Here is a 16,877-nt window from a genome sequence, read left to right as displayed (position 1 = left end):
TCCCTTATCCTGATGCATTCCGCTAAGCGCCGGACGCTCCCGAAGTTCGAGGCTTTATGACCATCATCCTCTACGGCATCCCCAACTGCGACACGATGAAGAAGGCCCGTGTCTGGCTAGAGCAGCACGGCGTCGAATACCGCTTTCACAACTACAAAACCGACGGCATCGACGAAGCCACGCTCCGCCGCTGGGTCGATCAGGTCGGCTGGGAAAAGCTGCTCAACCGCGCGGGCACGACCTTCCGCAAGCTGGACGAGGCCGACCGGCAGGACATCGATGCCGACAAGGCGATCCGGCTGATGCAGGCCCAGCCCTCACTGATCAAGCGGCCGGTGCTCGACCGCGACGGCGCGCTGACGGTCGGGTTCAAGCCCGAGGTCTACGCCGAAATCTTCTGACGGACCAAGGGGGTGGAGCGCACGGCGTACACGGGTTAGAGGCTTGGCCATGTCCACAACCTACACGCTCGACACCGCGACCAGCCGCGCCAACCCCACGCCCGCGCCGATGAAGCGGCTGACCGTACCCGCCATCCGTCGCCGCAAGGGCGAGACGCCGTTGGTCATGCTGACCGCCTATACGGTGCGCTCGGCGCAGCTGCTCGATCCGCATTGCGACATGCTGCTGGTCGGCGACAGCCTGGGGCAGGTTATTTACGGCCTGCCCTCGACCGTGCCGGTCACGCTTCAGATGATGGCGGCGCATGGCGCTGCGGTGGTGCGGGGCAGCTATCATGCGGTCGTCGTCATCGACCTGCCCTTCGGCAGTTATGAGGCGAGCCCGGAAAAGGCGTTCGAGAATGCCGCCTGGCTCCTGAAGGAAACCGGCGCGGCGGCGGTCAAGCTGGAGGGCGGCGTCGCGATGGCGCCGACCGTGCGCTTCCTGGTCGAGCGCGGCATTCCCGTCATGGGCCATGTCGGCCTGACGCCCCAGGCGGTGAACGTCCTGGGCGGCTATGGCGCGCGCGGCCGCACGCCGGAAGAGGCCGAGAAGATTATCGCCGACGCGGTTGCCGTGGCCGAGGCGGGTGCCTTTTCGGTCGTGATCGAGGGTGTGGTCGAGCCGATCGCGATCGAGATCACCAAGCGTATCGCCTGCCCGTCGATCGGCATCGGTGCGTCGGCGGAGTGCGACGGCCAGGTGCTGGTCGGCGAGGACATGCTGGGTCTGTTCGACCGCACCGCCCGCTTCGTCCGCCGTTACGAGACGATGGGCGAGCGGATCGGCGAGGCGGCGCGCGCTTATGCCGAGGATGTCCGCGCCCGCCGCTTCCCAGGGCCGGAGCAGACCTATGCCCCCCGGGAAGCCAACCGCGATGGGGCATAAGCCAAGCCCGCTTCCCACAGGGGCCGCTCCTCGCTAAAGGTCGCGGCTTCTATCTTGCCTTGATCCAGAATAGCGGAGCCCGTCTTGGCCCTAACGCCCCAATCCAGCCAGGCCTTTTTGAGCGAGGTCGACGACGAACTGCGTCGGGAAAGGCTGACGTCTTTCTGGACCCGGTGGGGCCTTATCGTCGGCGCGGCGATCGTCGTCGCGCTCGCTGCGTTCGGCGGCTATCTCTATTGGCAGCACCGCCAGCATCAGGCGGCGGGCGTCGATGGCGAGCAGTTGCAGGCCGCCTATGACGCGCTGGGCCAGAACGACACCAAGACCGCGGGCGAGAAGCTGAAGGCGTTGTCCGACACCAATGTCGACGCCTATCGCGCCCTCGCCGAGTTCACCCAGGCGGATATCCTGCTCCAGCGTGACGACATGAAGGGCGCGGCGGCACGCTTCGCCGCCATCGCCAATGATGCCTCGCTCGCCCAGCCGTTCCGCGACCTGGCGCTGGTTCGCCAGACCATGGCCGAATATGACACGATGAAGCCCGAGGCGGTCGTCGCGCGACTGGGCGGCATGGCGGTGCCCGGCAACGCCTATTTCGGCAGCGCGGGCGAGATGGTCGCCGTGGCCTATCTGCGCATGAACAAGCGCGACCAGGCAGGCCGTTTGTTCGGCCAGATTGCCAGCGACAAGGATGTGCCCGATACGTTGCGGCAACGTGCGGTTCAGATGGCCGGCGTATTGGGGGTCGACGCGGTCGGCCAGAGTGAGGACACCAAGACCCAATGACGAAGCATTTCCGCACCTCGGCGGCGCTTGCCGCGCTGATGGCGCTGGGCGCCTGCGGGGTATTCAAGAGCGCGCCCAAGAAGACGCCGACCGTGGGCAACCGCGTGCCGATCCTGGTTTCGGAAACGGGGGTCGAGGCGGACAAGACGATCGCCGACGTACAGGTCCTGCTGCCCGCGCCCGAAGCGAACCCCGAATGGTCGCAGCCTGGCGGCAATGCCGCCAAGTCGATGGGGCAACTCGCACTGGCGGAGCAGCCGCAGCGCCTGTGGAGCGCGACGATCAACGGTGGTTCGGCGCGCGATCCGCTGGGCGCCGCCCCGGTCGTGGCCGAGGGCAAGCTGTTCGTCGTGGATGTCGAGGGCAATCTCGTCGCAATGAACGCCGATACCGGCGCGCGCCTGTGGTCGACCGGGATCACCGAAGGTGATGCGAACCGCCTGGCCCGCTTCGGCGGCGGGGCGAGCTATGACAGCGGCACGGTGTTCGCATCGGACGGTCTGGGCGATGTGATCGCGGCCAGCGCCGCCGACGGCAAGGTGCTGTGGCGTGCCAAGCCCAGCGGCCCGCTGCGCGGATCGCCGACCATCGCCAACGGCAATGTCTATGTCCTGACCCAGGACAATCAGCTTTACGCCATCAACCAGACGGACGGTAAGATCGTCTGGGCCGGGCAGGGCACGCTGGAGACGCAGGGCGTGTACGGCGTCGCGGCTCCATCGGCCAGTCAGGGAACGGTCGTCGCCGGTTTCTCCAGTGGTGAGCTGAACGCCTATCGTTACGAAAACGGCCGCCTGCTGTGGCAGGACGCGCTGTCGCGGACGAGCATTTCCACCTCGGTGTCGACGCTCTCGGACATCGACGCCGCGCCGGTGATCGACCAGGGCCGCGTCTATGCGCTGGGCCAGGGCGGCCGAATGGTTGCGCTGGAACTGTCGACCGGTCAGCGTCTCTGGGAGCAGAATTTCGCCGGGCTTTCTACGCCATGGATCGCGGGCGAGTGGATATTCCTCGTCACCGACGATGCGCGTCTGGTCGCGCTGGCCCGGTCGAGCGGCAAGGCCCGCTGGATCGCGCAGCTTCAGCGCTTCCACAAGGAAAAGAAGAAGACCGGTGCGATCACCTGGTTCGGCCCGGTGCTGGCGGGCAACCGCCTGATCCTGACCAATTCGGAAGGTCAGATCGTTTACGCCAATCCGGGTGACGGATCGGTCCAGGCAACGGTCGACACCAAGACGCCGTTTGCGTTGCCGCCGATCGTCGCCAACAACGTGCTCTACGTCCTCGACCAGAAGGGTCGGATCGCGGCCTATAAGTGATGCGGTTTTGCCCCGTGGGACATTTGTTCCACGGGGTGGTGCATTTCGTACCGCTATTGGCGTGACGAAAGCCCCGCCTTTCGCTAACGGACGGCGATGGCTAATCTCCCTATCGTCGCGATCGTCGGCCGTCCCAATGTCGGCAAGTCGACGCTGTTCAATCGTCTTGTCGGAAAGAAGCTGGCGCTGGTCGACGACCGGCCCGGCGTGACGCGCGACCGGCGCGAAGGCGACGCGCATCTTCTGGGCCTGGATTTCCGTATCATCGATACGGCCGGTTACGAAGACGAAGACCCCGACACATTGCCGGGCCGGATGCGCCGCCAGACCGAGGCGGCGGTCAGCGAGGCCGATGTCGCGCTGTTCCTGGTGGATGCCCGCGCCGGGGTCATGCCGCTGGACGAAGAGATCGCGCGCTGGCTGCGCAGTTCCGACACCCCGATCGTGCTCGCCGCCAACAAGGCAGAGGGCCGTGCGGCCGAACAGGGCATATTGGAGGCGCTGGCGCTTGGCTTCGGCGATCCGGTGCAATTGTCCGCCGAGCATGGCGAAGGCGTGGGCGATTTGTTCGAAGCGCTGCTCCCCTTCATCGACCGTGAAGTCGAGGAAGAAGAGGAAGTCGATCTCGAAAACCCCTTCGCTCCGCTCAAGCTGGCGATCGTCGGTCGTCCCAATGCGGGCAAGTCGACGCTGATCAACCGTTTCCTGGGTCAGGATCGCCTGATCACCGGACCGGAAGCCGGGATTACGCGCGATTCGATCGCGATCGACTGGGAATGGCACGACCGGAACGGCGAGGTGCGGCAGGTCCGCCTGATCGACACCGCGGGCATGCGGAAAAAGGCCAAGGTGCAGGACAAGCTGGAAAAGCTGTCCGTCGCCGACGCGTTGCGCGCGGTCGATTTCGCCGAGGTCGTGGTGCTTCTGCTCGATGCGACCCTGGGGCTGGAATCGCAGGATCTGCGCATTGCCGATCGTGTGCTGGAAGAGGGGCGTGCCCTGCTGATCGCGCTCAACAAGTGGGACGTCGCGGAAAATCCGTCGTCGCTGTTCAACGGTGTGCGCAAGGCGCTGGAAGACGGGCTCAGCCAGGTCAAGGGCGTGCCGCTGCTGGCGGTATCGGCCGCGACCGGCAAGGGGCTGGACACGCTGATCGAAGCGGCGTTCGAGACGCGCGCCGCCTGGTCGAAGCGCGTGCCGACCGGCGAGCTCAACCGCTGGTTCGAGCGTGCGGTCGAGGCCAATCCTCCACCCGCACCGGGCGGCAAGCGGATCAAGCTGCGCTACGTCACCCAGGTGAAGTCGCGTCCGCCGAGCTTCGTGATCTTCGGTACGCGCGTGGATCAGTTGCCCGCCAGCTATGAGCGGTATCTGGTCAATTCGATGCGGCGCGAGCTTGGTTTTGGTGCAGTGCCGGTGCGTCTGACGTTGCGGGCGCCGAAGAACCCGTTCGGTAAGAAGGACTGAGGGGAGGGGCGGGCGTCCCCCTTCCTAACCGGCGTTCAGCCGGAGCCAAGTCGAAGGCCGAGGGCAGACACAAGGTCCGGGCCACGACCGATATAATTCCCGTGGCCTTCGACTTCGCTCAGGCTGAACGGGTCGGGTGGACAATTTTCCGGAAACAGGGGCGGGCCATCAGACCCGCCCCGCATTCTCAGCCCTGAAGGTGCGGCGCCGCGCCCGACTTGGGCGTGTCGTTCTCCGCCATGGCGTTCAGCTGGATATAGTTCTGGATGCCCATGCGTGCGATCATCTCGAACTGGCGCTCCAGCGTGTCGACATGCTCTTCCTCGCTCGCCAGGATGCGCTGGAACAGGTCGCGGCTGACATAGTCGCGGACTTCCTCGCAATAGGCGATGGCTTCCTTGAGCTGGGCAACGGCCTCGACCTCGATGGCCAGATCGCCCTTGAGCACTTCCTCGACGGTCTCGCCGATGCGCAGGCGACCCAGCAGCTGGAAATTGGGCAGCCCGTCCAGGAACAGGATGCGCTCGGCCAGCCAGTCGGCGTGGCGCATCTCGTCGATCGATTCGTGATATTCGAACTGGGCGAGCTTGTAGACGCCCCAATGGTCGAGCAGCCGGTAGTGCAGGAAATACTGGTTGATCGCGGTCAGCTCGTTCTTGAGCGCCTCGTTCAAATACTCGATGACCTTCGGATCGCCCTTAACTGCCATGGATCTCGCCTTTCGTGAATGTGTTTGGCGGCACCTTAGAAGACCTTAGGCGACCCCGACAAGGCCGATTTCATAAGTAAAAATGCGTCGCGCTTTCTTCTTGGGCGAAAGCTGCTAGGGGCAACATAAGTTATCAAAAATGAGGTTAACGGTGTCGGTGAGTGCGGCGGAGCAGCTGGCCCTTGTCATGGAACATGTCCGGCACGGTATCGTGATCTATGATCGGGACGAGCGGATTCTCCTGATCAATCAGTATGTTAGTCGCATCTTCGGCCTGTCGGACAGTGCCGTGACCGCAGGGTCGAGCCTGGCGGATTATCTGCACCATGTCGGCAATGCGGTGGGTTGGTCGGATGTCCGAAAGGCGGCGATCCTCGACAATCATCGGCAATGGGCCCGCGAGGGGGTGCGGCGCCAGTTCGATCATCATTTCGATGACGGCCACGTGCTGGAGATCACCTATCACCCGCAACCCGATCTTGGGGCGGTGCTGACCTTTGTCGACGTGACGCATGAGCGTGATCTGACGCGCGTGATTCGGCGACGCGATGACCTGAACCGCGAGACCGTGGCCATGCTGGAACGGGTCGGCCGGATATCGGCCAATACCCGGCTGGTCGCGCTGAACGCCAGTATCGAGGCCGCACGGCTCGGTGCCCAGGGGCGCGGTTTCGCGGTCGTCGCTGAGGAGGTGCGCAACCTTTCGGTCGAGACGTCGGATGTGCTGGTGGAGATCAGCCGGATCAACGCGGCGTCGCTCGAATTGGCCGAAGACAAGGATCGGTAACGGGAAAGATTGATACGGGAAGTTGGTGGGCCCGGCAGGATAAGAATAAATGAATGAAAACAGTTTGGTAAAATGTCTAACCGGCACATGCCATGCTCTTACATCTCCCTTTGCTAATCAAAACTGTCTAACCTATTTGTGCTCAACAGAGGCGTAAGCGGCGTGTTCGCTTTTGATCGCAATCGGAATGACGGCTTCAGGGACCTCCGCTGGAAGAAAGTCGAAGTTCGTTAAGCAGGCAGGGTGGTCTGGGGTGCCGACGGATCAAGAACATTGGCCTGCCGGTTGCAGGCAAAGCGGCAAATATATGGATCGTTCGCTCATCTTCGAATGATGTCAAGTACGCGCTCTCAATGGGGTCGCTGGGGGGATGCTTTTCCCCTAATTGCCTTCCGCAGTAGCGCCTAGGGTGGCAACGATTTATCGCAGCCCAGCTTTGCTCAGGCAAACGGCAACGACGCCTTGACTCTATTTCCCAGTTCACGAATTTGTCATTATGCCTGACATTTCCTTCGAATCGTTCAACCCGCGCTCCTTTGAGCAATTTGCGCAGGCGCTTGCCGCCGGCGTAATGGGAGCCGGCACCTTCATCTTTGGAGACGGTCCAGACGGCGGCCGGGAGGCTGAGTTTCAGGGTAAAATCGATTACCCTGGAAGGGGCCGAAAGTGGACCGGCCGTACTACGATGCAAGCCAAATTTCGGCAGCGTCCGGGTGATAGAGACGCCGAGTGGCTGATCAGCCAACTTGCCAAGGACGCGGCGATGATGTCGTCCCGCGACAATGCGCCTGATTACTATATTGCAGTGACGAATGTACGCCTGTCGGCTGTAGTGGGCGACAAGCGTAAAGGTGGTCAGCAAAAACTAGAAGAGTTTTTTGAAGATCATCTTAAACCACTCGGTATTCGGGCGATGCACGTTTGGCATGAAGAAAAAATTGCATCATTGCTTGATGCGCAGCCTGATTTGTTACGGTCTTACCACGCTTTCCTGTCACCAAGGGAGGTTGTTGGCGCATTATTTGACAAAATTACCGATCAAATACCAAACTTTGGCGACGCTATGTTTAGGATGCTTCAACGCGAGCTGCGTGAGCAACGACCCGCAAAATTGAGTCAAGCTGGCCACATGGATGATGTGCCGGTGCCGCTGGACGGTGTATTTGTCGATCTACCTTATGCGGTTGAGGACGTATTCGCCGACGAGAGAGAGGCGATCCGTGACTTTGAATTGAGTAAGCACTGCTCTGGTCTGCTACTCCATGACTTACTGCTTTCGACGGCAATGAAGCTAGACCCGTCCTCGCAGGACTCGATGGGTGGTGGAGACCTTCACAACCGTTTCTTAGTGCTTGGGGGGCCGGGGCAGGGCAAGTCGACGATTGGACAATTCTTAGCTCAAGTAGCCCGGGTGCGGCTTCTCCAATCGCGCCCGCTGAATGATCTGACAATAGAAACCCGCACAATACTCCCGGAGATAGTCTCACGTATGAAGGCATTAGGCGTGCCGATTGACGGTGCGCCTCGCTATCCTATCACGGTCGACCTTCCAACCTTCGCTGACCATCTGGCAAGAGCGGCCGCGAATGACGAGAGTTTATCTTTATTGGATTTCCTAGCGCGCCAGATAAAAAAATCGGCTACTTTGGAGCGGCTAGATCTTGCTGTGCTGCGGCGCTGGCTCGCAAGTTTTCCATGGCTTTTGGTGCTGGACGGCCTTGATGAAGTACCGCCCTCCGCAAACCGGCGCGAACTCTTGGTCGCTATCGCAGCATTTTGGGACGAAGTGGCGTTGGCGAAGGCAGACCTCGCGATGGTTATCTCTTCCCGCCCGCAAGGATACAACGATGACCTCGACCCGCGGCTATATCACAAGCTCGAAATGGTGCGGCTAACGCCGGACAAGGCGTTAGAATGTGCGCAGAAGCTAGCTGATGTGACTATCGCCGGCCCCGATCATGAAATGGTTATGGCTCGGATGAAAGACGCGGCCGACAATTCAAGCACACAGTTATTACTTATCAGTCCGCTCCAGGTTGCGATTATGTTGCAGATCGCGGGCCAGCGGGTGCCGTCATCGAACCGATGGGAGCTTTTCGACGATTACCGTGACGTTATAGTCAAAAGAGAATTGAGCAAGCGCGGTAAGGTCAGCGAAACATTGCTCAAGCATAAGGCCGTCATCGATTTGGTGCTGCGTCGTGCAGGCCTGCTGCTTCACTTAGAGGCCGAGCGACGCGGCGGATCCGAGTCCTATCTAACGCCTAATCGTTTGGAGCAGATTGCTAGAGATGTACTGGTTGAGGACGAGATTGAGGGAAGTGAACTAGTCACCGGGCCTGCCGAAATTGTATCATTGGCCACGCAGCGTCTTGTTTTGCTTGAACAAAGAGTTGAAGGGCGAATCGCATTTGAGGTCCGATCGCTCCAAGAATATCTTGCTGCCGCCGAACTCATGGGCGGTACCGATAGTGATGTCGGTGAGAGGATTCAAGAAATCGCCGGAAAGAACCATTGGAGTCATGTATTTCGTATTGCTGCATCAAAGACCTTTGCTAGCTCCGATGCGCGTAAGTATCGTGACTCGGTGATCACAGCAATCGAGGCCGTTAATAGCGATCCAGCCGCGGCAGCAACCCAGCGCTCAAGCCGCATCGCCGTTGATCTAATTCTTGACGGCGTGGCGCAACAGCACCCAAAATATCTAAAGATTTTAATCGCAACGGCTTTCCAACAATTTAAGTTGGGGCCCCGATCAGTTGACGCACGCCTTTCGGACGTACTTTGGACCGTAGACGCCGCGCATCGCGAGATGATGAGGCCATTATTAGTCTCGGATAATCCTTCTGAGAGGCAGGCGGCTTGGGCCATGTTGCTTCGTGCAGTCCGGAGTAAAGACGACTGGGCCGATCAGATGGCCATCGAAATGTGGCCGCGCGACGACGATGAAGCCCTTAATTTTGCGGCGCTAGAGTTCCAAGCGGAGACGCGGGCTGGCACGAAACTGGCATCGTTGCTTGACGGGGCGACGATCGCCCGGCTGCTGGAAGTGGTTGGGCGGAACAGGCTAATCATGCATCAGCTGCCGATTCCAACGATGGACAAAGGGCACATCAGGGAGGATGCGGAGCTCACGGTTGCAAAGAGTTTAGGGCATGGCGGCAAACTTCGGTTCTTAACCATGAAAAACGCCGAGAGGCTTTTCGCAGGAAGCTTTACACAGCCGAATTTGAGCGGTCTTCGGCCGTTGGCGGCATTCGTGTCCGCGCCCAGCCCGAGCGGGCTGGGTAACATACTCGATACATGGTGCGAGCCGACACTTTTGAAAGCGTACCAAGGAATTATCACTCCTTGGCCCATCCGTACGATGCTATCAATGGTGCAGGGCGGGGCCGATCCGGCAGAGCTGGCCACCGCAGCCCGGGCGGGAGAGTTGGGCCAAGCTGCGGATTGGCTTGCTGCCGAACTTCGTTGGTCGAAGAACGGGATCAATGCAGACGATCTCGCAACATGTGCTTCAGGTAAGTACTTTGGCCGCGATGTCGCGATTGTAGGAATGCCAGCACCTACACACCTATCTTGGAGTGGGGATCGACCAATCGATCAATCATGGGTCTGGGCCATCATCGAGTCTACTGAGGCAGCGGCAGGCCCCACGCGTGCTTCAATGGCTTGGTTTACAAGCGTTGCGCTCGCACGGCGGCCGCTTAATCCGCCCTTGGACGGAAATCGGTTCAGTAAATTGTTGAAGCCATCAGTGCATTGGCTAGATGTGCGGGCCCTTCATTCTTGCAATCCTGAAGACCTTGCCGGTTCTGATATGAAGGAGCTGCTAACGACCCGGGATAGCTTCTACAGCCAAGCAGATTCTGATGGTTTTTCGTTCGACCCCCCGTTTAGAGCCGGCTTACTGAGAATGTCGTGTGATCCCGATCTTGCCGAAGCTACTGTCCACATCGCTATCGCAGATTCTAAATTTGCGCATGCTTTTTCTCAAAATGAGGCTTCGAAAGCTATAAAATTGGAGGATGATACATACGGGATGACGCTAGGATACCTCCGTCAATCGAGGGACGCCGACCAAGTGGCGAACGTGCTGTCCACCAGTATTGATGCTGACGCTGCGCAGCATTTTCTCATGTTTGGTTCTTCGCTGGCGGAACGATCAATATTGGAGCAACGTAGCATTCTCACGACCATGGTAAATGGTGGTTTAAAGGTTAAGTCAAGACCTAGGGCAATTTCTAAGCTTACCGCAATGCTAGACAGTGAAAGTTCAAAGCTATCTGAGCCTGGTGTTTGGACGCATCTTTGCTTGCCTCCCGCGCTACTTAAAATGGTGCAACCTGCCAGCTAGCTAATCGCTCCGCGGAATACCGAACTTCGCGTTGCCTATGTTGCAGCGATATGGGCTCGAACAATGTGCGATACCTTCTAATGTGTTACTATTCATGATCGCGGCTGACCCGGTGGCCGTATAGCAGGTAGTCGCCAAGAGCAGCGCTTGAACCGGTCGAACCCGGTTCAAGCGAATGTCAGAGGCTCGCAATTAGTGGCTTCAGCGGACGCACCATAGATGCCCAAATTTCATGTACGACTGTTTCGGGATGGGTGCCGTCCGTGGTGGGCGACGTGGCGAAAACCGAACCTACCGCGTGAGCGTTACTTGGGGTGATGCTGGCCGATAAGCCTAAGGTGAACGATCCGTCGCCGTTGTCGGTAACGGTGTTGATGCTGCCCTTCATTTCCATAACGGACGTGCCCGGCTCGAAATAGGCGGCGCTTCCGACGGCCGGGGGTGTGCTGGCGGTAATTTTCACCGTCGACGTGGCGACACCGGCAGCCAGCGCCGTCGCCAGCTTGCCGCCTCCCGCCTTCACGAACGCGAGCCGTCCCCACACTGGCGATTGCCCCGAGAAATTCGGGTCTGCCCGCAATTCACGTTGACCGTCCTGAAGGTCGACGACCATGGCGAGCGGCGCAGGCACGGTCTGCACCAACCAAGTGTTGAAATTCTCCAGACCGATCCCCGCCGCAGCGGGGCGGGGCAGCTGACCCTCAAGCAGCGTGTAATTCGTTACGCTATCGTTCGTGACACGGGATGATACCGTGGACTGGATGATGGGGATGCCGGGGAAGGTCTTGGCGAGGAAGTCCCACCACGCTTGCGCCCGCGCCTTCATCAGGACCAGTACGTCGTCCGGCGTCGCCGAACTCGCCATGGCGCTGAAATCGTTCCTGAGCCCTTGGCTCCAGATATGCGTAATTGGCCACCTTCCGCCATTCATGTCACGGATGGCGGCCAGCGCGGCATAGCGTTGGCTGAACCGATTGCTGCCCGCCGTCACGTCCATGAAATCTTCCATGGATGCGCCGTGATGGGTGAAGTTGGCGACACCGAACGACCCGATGCCGGCAGGATCGCCCAGCGCCTTGACGATCCCACCGACCAGCTGGCGGGCGTCCGGGCGCTGGTCGTTCTGGGCACCGATCGAATCGGCGATGAACAGCACCGAAGGCGTCCGGCCGTCGAACGGGACAACGACGCCATGGGGCTTATAGCCGCGCAAATTGTCCGGCGCGCTGCCCGTGATTTGCCCACCAGCCAGGTTGCTCGATGCAAACGCGCCGTTGCGTCGACGATACTCCCCATAGGCCGGATCGGCATTCCACCCCGTTGGGCGCTTGCCCCCGGATGGCGTGGTCAGGCTGACCCGATGGAAGCCTCCGGCAAAGGCTGGGCGCGCATCCTCAATGGCAAAGCCGCCATCCGGGATGACCACGGAAGCGGCCCCGTTGAAGGTGCCCGCAACGCGCGTGCCACCGCCGTTCGCGGCCGTGAAGGTCACGCTGCCGTCGATAGTGTTGGCGTTGCCGGGCAGCGTCTCCAGTGCGGTGGGGCCGCTACTATCCGCGCTATTCAAGCCGAAATTGAAGTACACCGGCCGCCAACCGGCAGGCTGGGCGGGCATGAAGTTATCCGAAACCTCGTTAAGAGCGCCTGACGACGGGGGATAGGCCAACGCCGTAAGGCTGTTTCCCTGCGTCCGGTATGGCGACAGGCCAAAGACCAGATCACCCGCCTTGGGATAGGTGGCGGCGCGCGGGATCGGGATTGAGGTAAAGGTCAAGGATTCCTCAACGGCCCGCGATCCTTTGCTCGCCCGGATGACGATCGTGGAGGCCTGCCCATCGGCCTGCGCACCCGCCCCCGCGACGATCCGGCCGCCCGATGCCAGCGCCAGCGTAGACGGGGTGTTGCCCACAACCGTGTAAGTCGCACCCGAGCCGAAGGGATCGGTCAGGGACGCAATGAGCGCCCCTTGCGCGATGGAGGTATAATAGGTGGACTTGCTGGCCGACAGGCCCGGACCACCACCGCCCACGTTGAATTTAAAGCCCATGCGTCAGCCCTCCCTTGCGTAAACGGGGGTCGAAGCCGCCGTGCAGATGATGGAAATCGCGCCGGTCGTGACGTGCGTGCTGCTTTCGAACAGCTGCCCCCCGCCGGGCAGCAACAGGCTGTTCTGATCGGCTGTCGCGGTGGAAAGGCCGCTGATGTAGCAGGTGGCGCTGTTCTGAACCTGCACCTGGATGAAACGCCGCGAAGGATTTGCGGGCATCAGCTGCGCAGCCGTCGTGCCGAAAAGGCCGCTCCGGCTGGTCGCGGTGATTTGCGGCAGGACCGCCGTAACGGGCAGCGGCGAGGTAGGGGAGGCAATCCGGGTTTCGCCCGACGAATCGGTGAATGCCGCTCCAGCGGGCGGTACGATGGTCGATGGAGAAATAATTCTAGGGTAGGTGGTCTGGGCGACGGCATCGGCCGATAGGCAGGCGAGCGCGATTAAGCCCGCGCGCAGGATGCTTCTCATAGGTCAGTCCTTTCGTGGAGTGGGGTTGCGCGGCCAGCTGCCCAGCAACAGGCGGCGCTTGTCGTCACAGGCCGCCAGATCGACCCGGCCGTCCCGGATCGTGGCGTCATCATCGGCCGCCGTGGCGCTACCGTCCGGCTGGCGATGTTGCGGCGTCGGAACGCACGGTTCCAAGGCCGCTGTCGGCGGATCGCGATGGCGTGAATAGGGCGGCGTCCAGCGCGTCGAGGTCGCGCACCCGGTCAGGGCCGCGACACACGAAACGGCCAGCATCAGTTTGCGCATAGCGTGTCACCGTATCTTTCGAGTGGAGGATGATGGGTTGGCGATCGGCCATGGCGGCCGCGTACCGCTCGGTCGCCGTCGCAATCCGGTCAGCATGGGCGGCCTCGGCCGATGCTGCTTCCTGCTTGGCTTCCGCGACCTCGGCGCGCCGATCGCCGCGTTCCTTGGTCAAATCGAGCAGGTGGACCGCGCGCAGCTGGTCAACGCGCCAGCCCCACACGGCAAGCAACAGGATGGGGATCAGCGGCCAGAAGCGCCCCAGCGCCGCAAGCCGGATCATGCCGTCGCATCGCATTTGCGGCGATCGACGTTGCCGATCCGCTTGGCGATCCAGCCGACATGGAAAACCTTCAGCCGGGAATTGGCCGCGACCAAGCGGTCATATTCGGCCCGCTGCCGCCCATCGAGCAGGCCCAGCATCGTCACGCACAGCCGGACCGCGCCGTATTGCGTCTGGCACGCCTGATAGGCGGCGATCGTCGCGGCCCCCACCTTGCCGTCGACCGCCAGCCGCGTGCCACAGGTCGCGTTGATCGCGGTTTGGAACCAGCGCCCCGGCCGATCCGCACCCATGTTGACCGTGGTATCGAACAGTTCTTCTGTCACGGCCGCATCGATCGGGATCAGCGGGGCATAGCCGGGCTTCACCAGATAATCGGCGTAATATATGCTATGCGCCACGCTGTCGGGCAGCGTCCGCATCGGGCCGGTATAGCCATGCGCCACCGCAACCCGCTTGGTGATGCCCTTGTTCGTCTCGCCGCCCGGATCGGCCGGGTGGTTCACATACCCTCCCTCAAGGGTGATTACCCCGGCGATCATTGCGGCGACGATCGCCGCGACGCCGCCCCCTTTTGCGGCACGCGTGAGCGTAGCCCGCGCGGCCGGTTGCCCCGCTGGTTTTGTCATCTATCCATGTCCTTGGTTGGTGGGGGGGATCAGGCCCCGGTTTGATCCTTGTCCGTGATCATCGGGCGGAACAGCTTCGCCAGCCCCTCGGGCAGGATGTACGGCAGCGCCGCCAGCATCACGCGCATGGTCCCGATGCCCGTCCAACCGGCGCAGGTGCCCGCGAACAGCACGGACCACACCGGCATATGAAAATGGATGGCCATCGCCCCGCCGATCGCTCCGAACGCGGGCAGGATCGAACACAGGACCATGATATCGCGCCACGTCACGGCGCGCCCGGCCTCCAGCTTTCGGCCGATCTTCAGAACTTGCCCCGACGCGACCGCAAAGGCCGCCAGTGCGTAGAACTGCCAGTCCTTCACAGCGTCACCACTCCTATCCCCAGGCCAGTCAGGATCAGGACGCCGCTGACCAGAAAGCTGGCGGTCCGATGACGGGAAAAGGCCGCCAGCACGAAACTCATGCCCGTCGTTGCGAACATGGACGCCATGCAGTCCGTGGCCACATCGAACGCGATCCAGTGGTCAGGCTGGGCGGATACCAGCCGCGCCGCATCCCCCGCCGATCCGAAGAAATAGCCCAGACCGATCAGCACGGACCCGCCAAAGAGCAAGGTCGCGCTCCACGGCGTCTTGATAGCCGACACCAAATCAGCGTGGAGTTGCGCAATCGCGGCCCGGAACGCGGCGCGGCACTCGCTTTTGTCCGGCCCCCGGCACCGCGCCAGATGCCATAGCGCCACGCCGCACGGGACAAGCCAATGACCGGCCGACACGGCGAACCGGACGCCGAACAGCATCAATGTCCAGATGGCCACGACGCTGACGATATGGGCGAGCGCCGTCATTTCACGGCCTCCAAGGCCGCAAAGCATAGATCATCCATCATTATCTCCCTGAAGGTCCGGCTTTAGTTCAGCCGGTTGAACCCGATGCGCAGATCAGTCTCGCCGGGCGGCAAGGCGGTGGTGCGACGTTCCACCAGCAATGTCGCGTTCGTCGCGGTGTTGAACTGGATGCGCCCACTCGTGGGGCGATCAATAAAAACGGCCGCGTCAGCATCGCGAATGTCATTGTCATAGACCGCGATTGCCGCCCGGTTCTGAAAGCCGGGATTGCGGCCATTCATGGTGAAGGTGCTGTTTCCGTTGCCCGACAGGGTGACACCTCGGCGGCAATTTACGATGATGTTGCCGTAGATTTCGAGGCCCACGGAATCGAAATCGGAGCCGATGCCGATACCCCATGAGTAGGGGTAAAGGTCGGCCTCCTCACAGTAATTCCCCCTGATGACGGATCGGCCCATCGGGTTGACGCTGACACAGAAATTGTGCCCGCGAATATGATTGCCTTCGATCAGGAAGGTTTCTGACAGGATGACGATCGCGCCCTTGCCGCCCCCCGTGAATGCACGAACGCGGTTCTGCCGGATGATGGCGTGGGCGGGATTGCGCACATACAGATGATTGTTTCGCCCGCACTGGATACAGTCGGCCTGAACGCCAACGGGCGGGGGAATGTCGTTGCCCTGCACAATGCAGATGCCTCCGACACCTTCGATATAGACCGCATCGCCCGCCGCTTTGCCCACATTGTCATGGATATAATTGCCTTCGACCAACACGTCTTCCGCCAGGGCGTTGGNTGCCTCCGACACCTTCGATATAGACCGCATCGCCCGCCGCTTTGCCCACATTGTCATGGATATAATTGCCTTCGACCAACACGTCTTCCGCCAGGGCGTTGGCGGGCAAGGCGATTTCGTTGAACGGCTTACTGCGTATCTGAACAACGTCTCCCACCGACGCCGTACCGGAGAGCGTGAAGGACACCCCGCCGCCCGAAAAGGCGACCCCGCCGCTGGCGGTGCCATTGACCAAGGACCCATCCGGCCGCCGCGCCCGCCAGCGCGTCGCCGATCCGCTGCCGCCCGTCGTGCACTCCACCCGGAATATGCCCGTAAGGGCGGCCTCCGTCGTGGCGTAGGCCTGCACCTGAACACCGTTCGGGACCGCGACCAACTCCGCTTCCGCCTTGCGCGTATTGCCCCGGATCGCGACGCCGATCGCATTGTCATCCGTGGTCGAACCGTTGCGTGATATCTCGTTGCCCACCAGCATGACGCCCGACGCGCCATAGCAGTTTACGCCCCGCGATTTGGCGCGGGTGATATGCAGGCCCTGAATGCGAAAATCGTTTGCCGCGTTTTCGTCGACACCATAGGTCTGCCCGATCCCGACTTGCGGCGCTGCGCCCGAGCCATAGGGCCGATAGGTACAGCGAGTGCTGGGCAGCAGCGTCTCGGACCACGCGGCGCCACGTTCCAGAAAGAAATGCGTGCCCGGCCAGAACAGCGTTACGTCCGTCGCCTTGGCAAGCGTTCGCCATGCAGTGGCGGGCGTCAGGCCGTCG

General features: G+C 61.4%; 15 protein-coding genes. 7 read left to right on the top strand and 8 right to left on the bottom strand.

Annotation, left to right across the window (positions count from 1 at the left end):
• Positions 1-56 precede the first annotated feature (56 nt).
• From ASF14_RS15910 to der, 5 genes are all read left to right on the top strand, one after another.
• Entirely contained in the window at positions 57-401 is a 345-nt protein-coding gene (locus ASF14_RS15910; protein ID WP_056437283.1) for an ArsC family reductase, read from the top strand.
• A 49-nt stretch (positions 402-450) separates the two neighbouring features.
• Positions 451-1,329: a 3-methyl-2-oxobutanoate hydroxymethyltransferase gene (panB, locus tag ASF14_RS15905; RefSeq protein ID WP_056437279.1), complete on the top strand. Its 879-nt coding sequence runs from the start codon at positions 451-453 to the stop codon at positions 1,327-1,329.
• Positions 1,330-1,446: 117 nt separating this feature from the next.
• A complete protein-coding gene (locus tag ASF14_RS15900) occupies positions 1,447-2,115 on the top strand; it encodes a tetratricopeptide repeat protein (RefSeq protein WP_236697101.1) in 669 nt (222 codons plus the stop codon).
• Positions 2,112-3,434, top strand: a complete 1,323-nt coding sequence (locus ASF14_RS15895) for an outer membrane protein assembly factor BamB family protein (RefSeq protein ID WP_056437274.1) — start codon at positions 2,112-2,114, stop codon at positions 3,432-3,434. The genes ASF14_RS15900 and ASF14_RS15895 overlap by 4 nt, the downstream gene beginning before the upstream one ends.
• Positions 3,435-3,530: 96 nt before the next feature.
• A complete protein-coding gene (gene der, locus ASF14_RS15890; protein ID WP_056437271.1) occupies positions 3,531-4,901 on the top strand; it encodes a ribosome biogenesis GTPase Der in 1,371 nt (456 codons plus the stop codon).
• Positions 4,902-5,088: 187 nt separating this feature from the next.
• Here the strand turns inward: der and bfr are convergent, their stop codons facing one another.
• Positions 5,089-5,610, bottom strand: coding sequence for a bacterioferritin (gene bfr, locus ASF14_RS15885; RefSeq protein ID WP_056437268.1), 522 nt, complete (start codon positions 5,608-5,610; stop codon positions 5,089-5,091).
• A gap of 151 nt (positions 5,611-5,761) precedes the next feature.
• Here bfr and ASF14_RS22500 point away from each other — a divergent pair, with 151 nt between their 5' ends.
• Positions 5,762-6,397 (top strand): PAS-domain containing protein, encoded by a 636-nt coding sequence (locus tag ASF14_RS22500; RefSeq protein WP_330218796.1) that lies wholly within the window; start codon positions 5,762-5,764, stop codon positions 6,395-6,397.
• A 496-nt stretch (positions 6,398-6,893) separates the two neighbouring features.
• The gene (locus tag ASF14_RS15875; protein ID WP_056437261.1) at positions 6,894-10,754 is read left to right on the top strand and encodes an NACHT domain-containing protein; all 3,861 of its coding nucleotides are present in this window, start codon (positions 6,894-6,896) and stop codon (positions 10,752-10,754) included.
• Between the two features lie 178 nt (positions 10,755-10,932).
• On the opposite strand, the gene ASF14_RS15870 is transcribed toward ASF14_RS15875, so the two are convergent.
• The 7 genes from ASF14_RS15870 to ASF14_RS15840 form a co-directional block, all read right to left on the bottom strand.
• Positions 10,933-12,801, bottom strand: a complete 1,869-nt coding sequence (locus tag ASF14_RS15870; protein ID WP_056437258.1) for a hypothetical protein — start codon at positions 12,799-12,801, stop codon at positions 10,933-10,935.
• A 3-nt stretch (positions 12,802-12,804) separates the two neighbouring features.
• Positions 12,805-13,269: a hypothetical protein gene (locus tag ASF14_RS21630; RefSeq protein ID WP_156361244.1), complete on the bottom strand. Its 465-nt coding sequence runs from the start codon at positions 13,267-13,269 to the stop codon at positions 12,805-12,807.
• A 127-nt stretch (positions 13,270-13,396) separates the two neighbouring features.
• Complete coding sequence (locus ASF14_RS15860; protein ID WP_156361243.1) at positions 13,397-13,834, bottom strand: hypothetical protein; 438 nt, start codon at positions 13,832-13,834, stop codon at positions 13,397-13,399.
• Positions 13,831-14,463: a glycoside hydrolase family 108 protein gene (locus tag ASF14_RS15855; RefSeq protein ID WP_056437248.1), complete on the bottom strand. Its 633-nt coding sequence runs from the start codon at positions 14,461-14,463 to the stop codon at positions 13,831-13,833. The genes ASF14_RS15860 and ASF14_RS15855 overlap by 4 nt, the downstream gene beginning before the upstream one ends.
• A 29-nt stretch (positions 14,464-14,492) precedes the next feature.
• The gene (locus ASF14_RS15850; RefSeq protein ID WP_056437245.1) at positions 14,493-14,828 is read right to left on the bottom strand and encodes a hypothetical protein; all 336 of its coding nucleotides are present in this window, start codon (positions 14,826-14,828) and stop codon (positions 14,493-14,495) included.
• Positions 14,825-15,313 carry a hypothetical protein gene (locus ASF14_RS15845; RefSeq protein ID WP_056437240.1) on the bottom strand — a complete coding sequence of 163 codons (489 nt, stop codon included), beginning with the start codon at positions 15,311-15,313 and terminating at the stop codon, positions 14,825-14,827. The genes ASF14_RS15850 and ASF14_RS15845 overlap by 4 nt, the downstream gene beginning before the upstream one ends.
• Before the next feature lie 62 nt (positions 15,314-15,375).
• On the bottom strand, positions 15,376-16,089 hold the full coding sequence (locus tag ASF14_RS15840; RefSeq protein ID WP_168371547.1) for a NosD domain-containing protein: 714 nt from the start codon (positions 16,087-16,089) through the stop codon (positions 15,376-15,378).
• Between the last annotated feature and the right edge of the window lie 788 nt (positions 16,090-16,877).

The organism is Sphingomonas sp. Leaf257 (genome assembly GCF_001422185.1).
In the GTDB taxonomy this organism is placed as follows: domain Bacteria; phylum Pseudomonadota; class Alphaproteobacteria; order Sphingomonadales; family Sphingomonadaceae; genus Sphingomonas; species Sphingomonas yabuuchiae.
Note: the sequence above shows the minus strand (reverse complement) of the source record. Positions and strands in the feature narration are given on the sequence as shown.

Excerpts from the sequence above, each read along its gene's own strand:
- der (WP_056437271.1), top strand. The coding sequence starts at position 3,531 with ATGGCTAATCTCCCTATCGTCGCGATCGTCGGCCGTCCCAATGTCGGC.
- bfr (WP_056437268.1), bottom strand. The coding sequence starts at position 5,610 with ATGGCAGTTAAGGGCGATCCGAAGGTCATCGAGTATTTGAACGAGGCG.
- ASF14_RS15895 (WP_056437274.1), top strand. The coding sequence starts at position 2,112 with ATGACGAAGCATTTCCGCACCTCGGCGGCGCTTGCCGCGCTGATGGCG.
- ASF14_RS15875 (WP_056437261.1), top strand. The coding sequence starts at position 6,894 with ATGCCTGACATTTCCTTCGAATCGTTCAACCCGCGCTCCTTTGAGCAA.
- panB (WP_056437279.1), top strand. The coding sequence starts at position 451 with ATGTCCACAACCTACACGCTCGACACCGCGACCAGCCGCGCCAACCCC.
- ASF14_RS15860 (WP_156361243.1), bottom strand. The coding sequence starts at position 13,834 with ATGATCCGGCTTGCGGCGCTGGGGCGCTTCTGGCCGCTGATCCCCATC.
- ASF14_RS15845 (WP_056437240.1), bottom strand. The coding sequence starts at position 15,313 with ATGACGGCGCTCGCCCATATCGTCAGCGTCGTGGCCATCTGGACATTG.
- ASF14_RS21630 (WP_156361244.1), bottom strand. The coding sequence starts at position 13,269 with ATGAGAAGCATCCTGCGCGCGGGCTTAATCGCGCTCGCCTGCCTATCG.
- ASF14_RS15910 (WP_056437283.1), top strand. The coding sequence starts at position 57 with ATGACCATCATCCTCTACGGCATCCCCAACTGCGACACGATGAAGAAG.
- ASF14_RS15855 (WP_056437248.1), bottom strand. The coding sequence starts at position 14,463 with ATGACAAAACCAGCGGGGCAACCGGCCGCGCGGGCTACGCTCACGCGT.
- ASF14_RS15870 (WP_056437258.1), bottom strand. The coding sequence starts at position 12,801 with ATGGGCTTTAAATTCAACGTGGGCGGTGGTGGTCCGGGCCTGTCGGCC.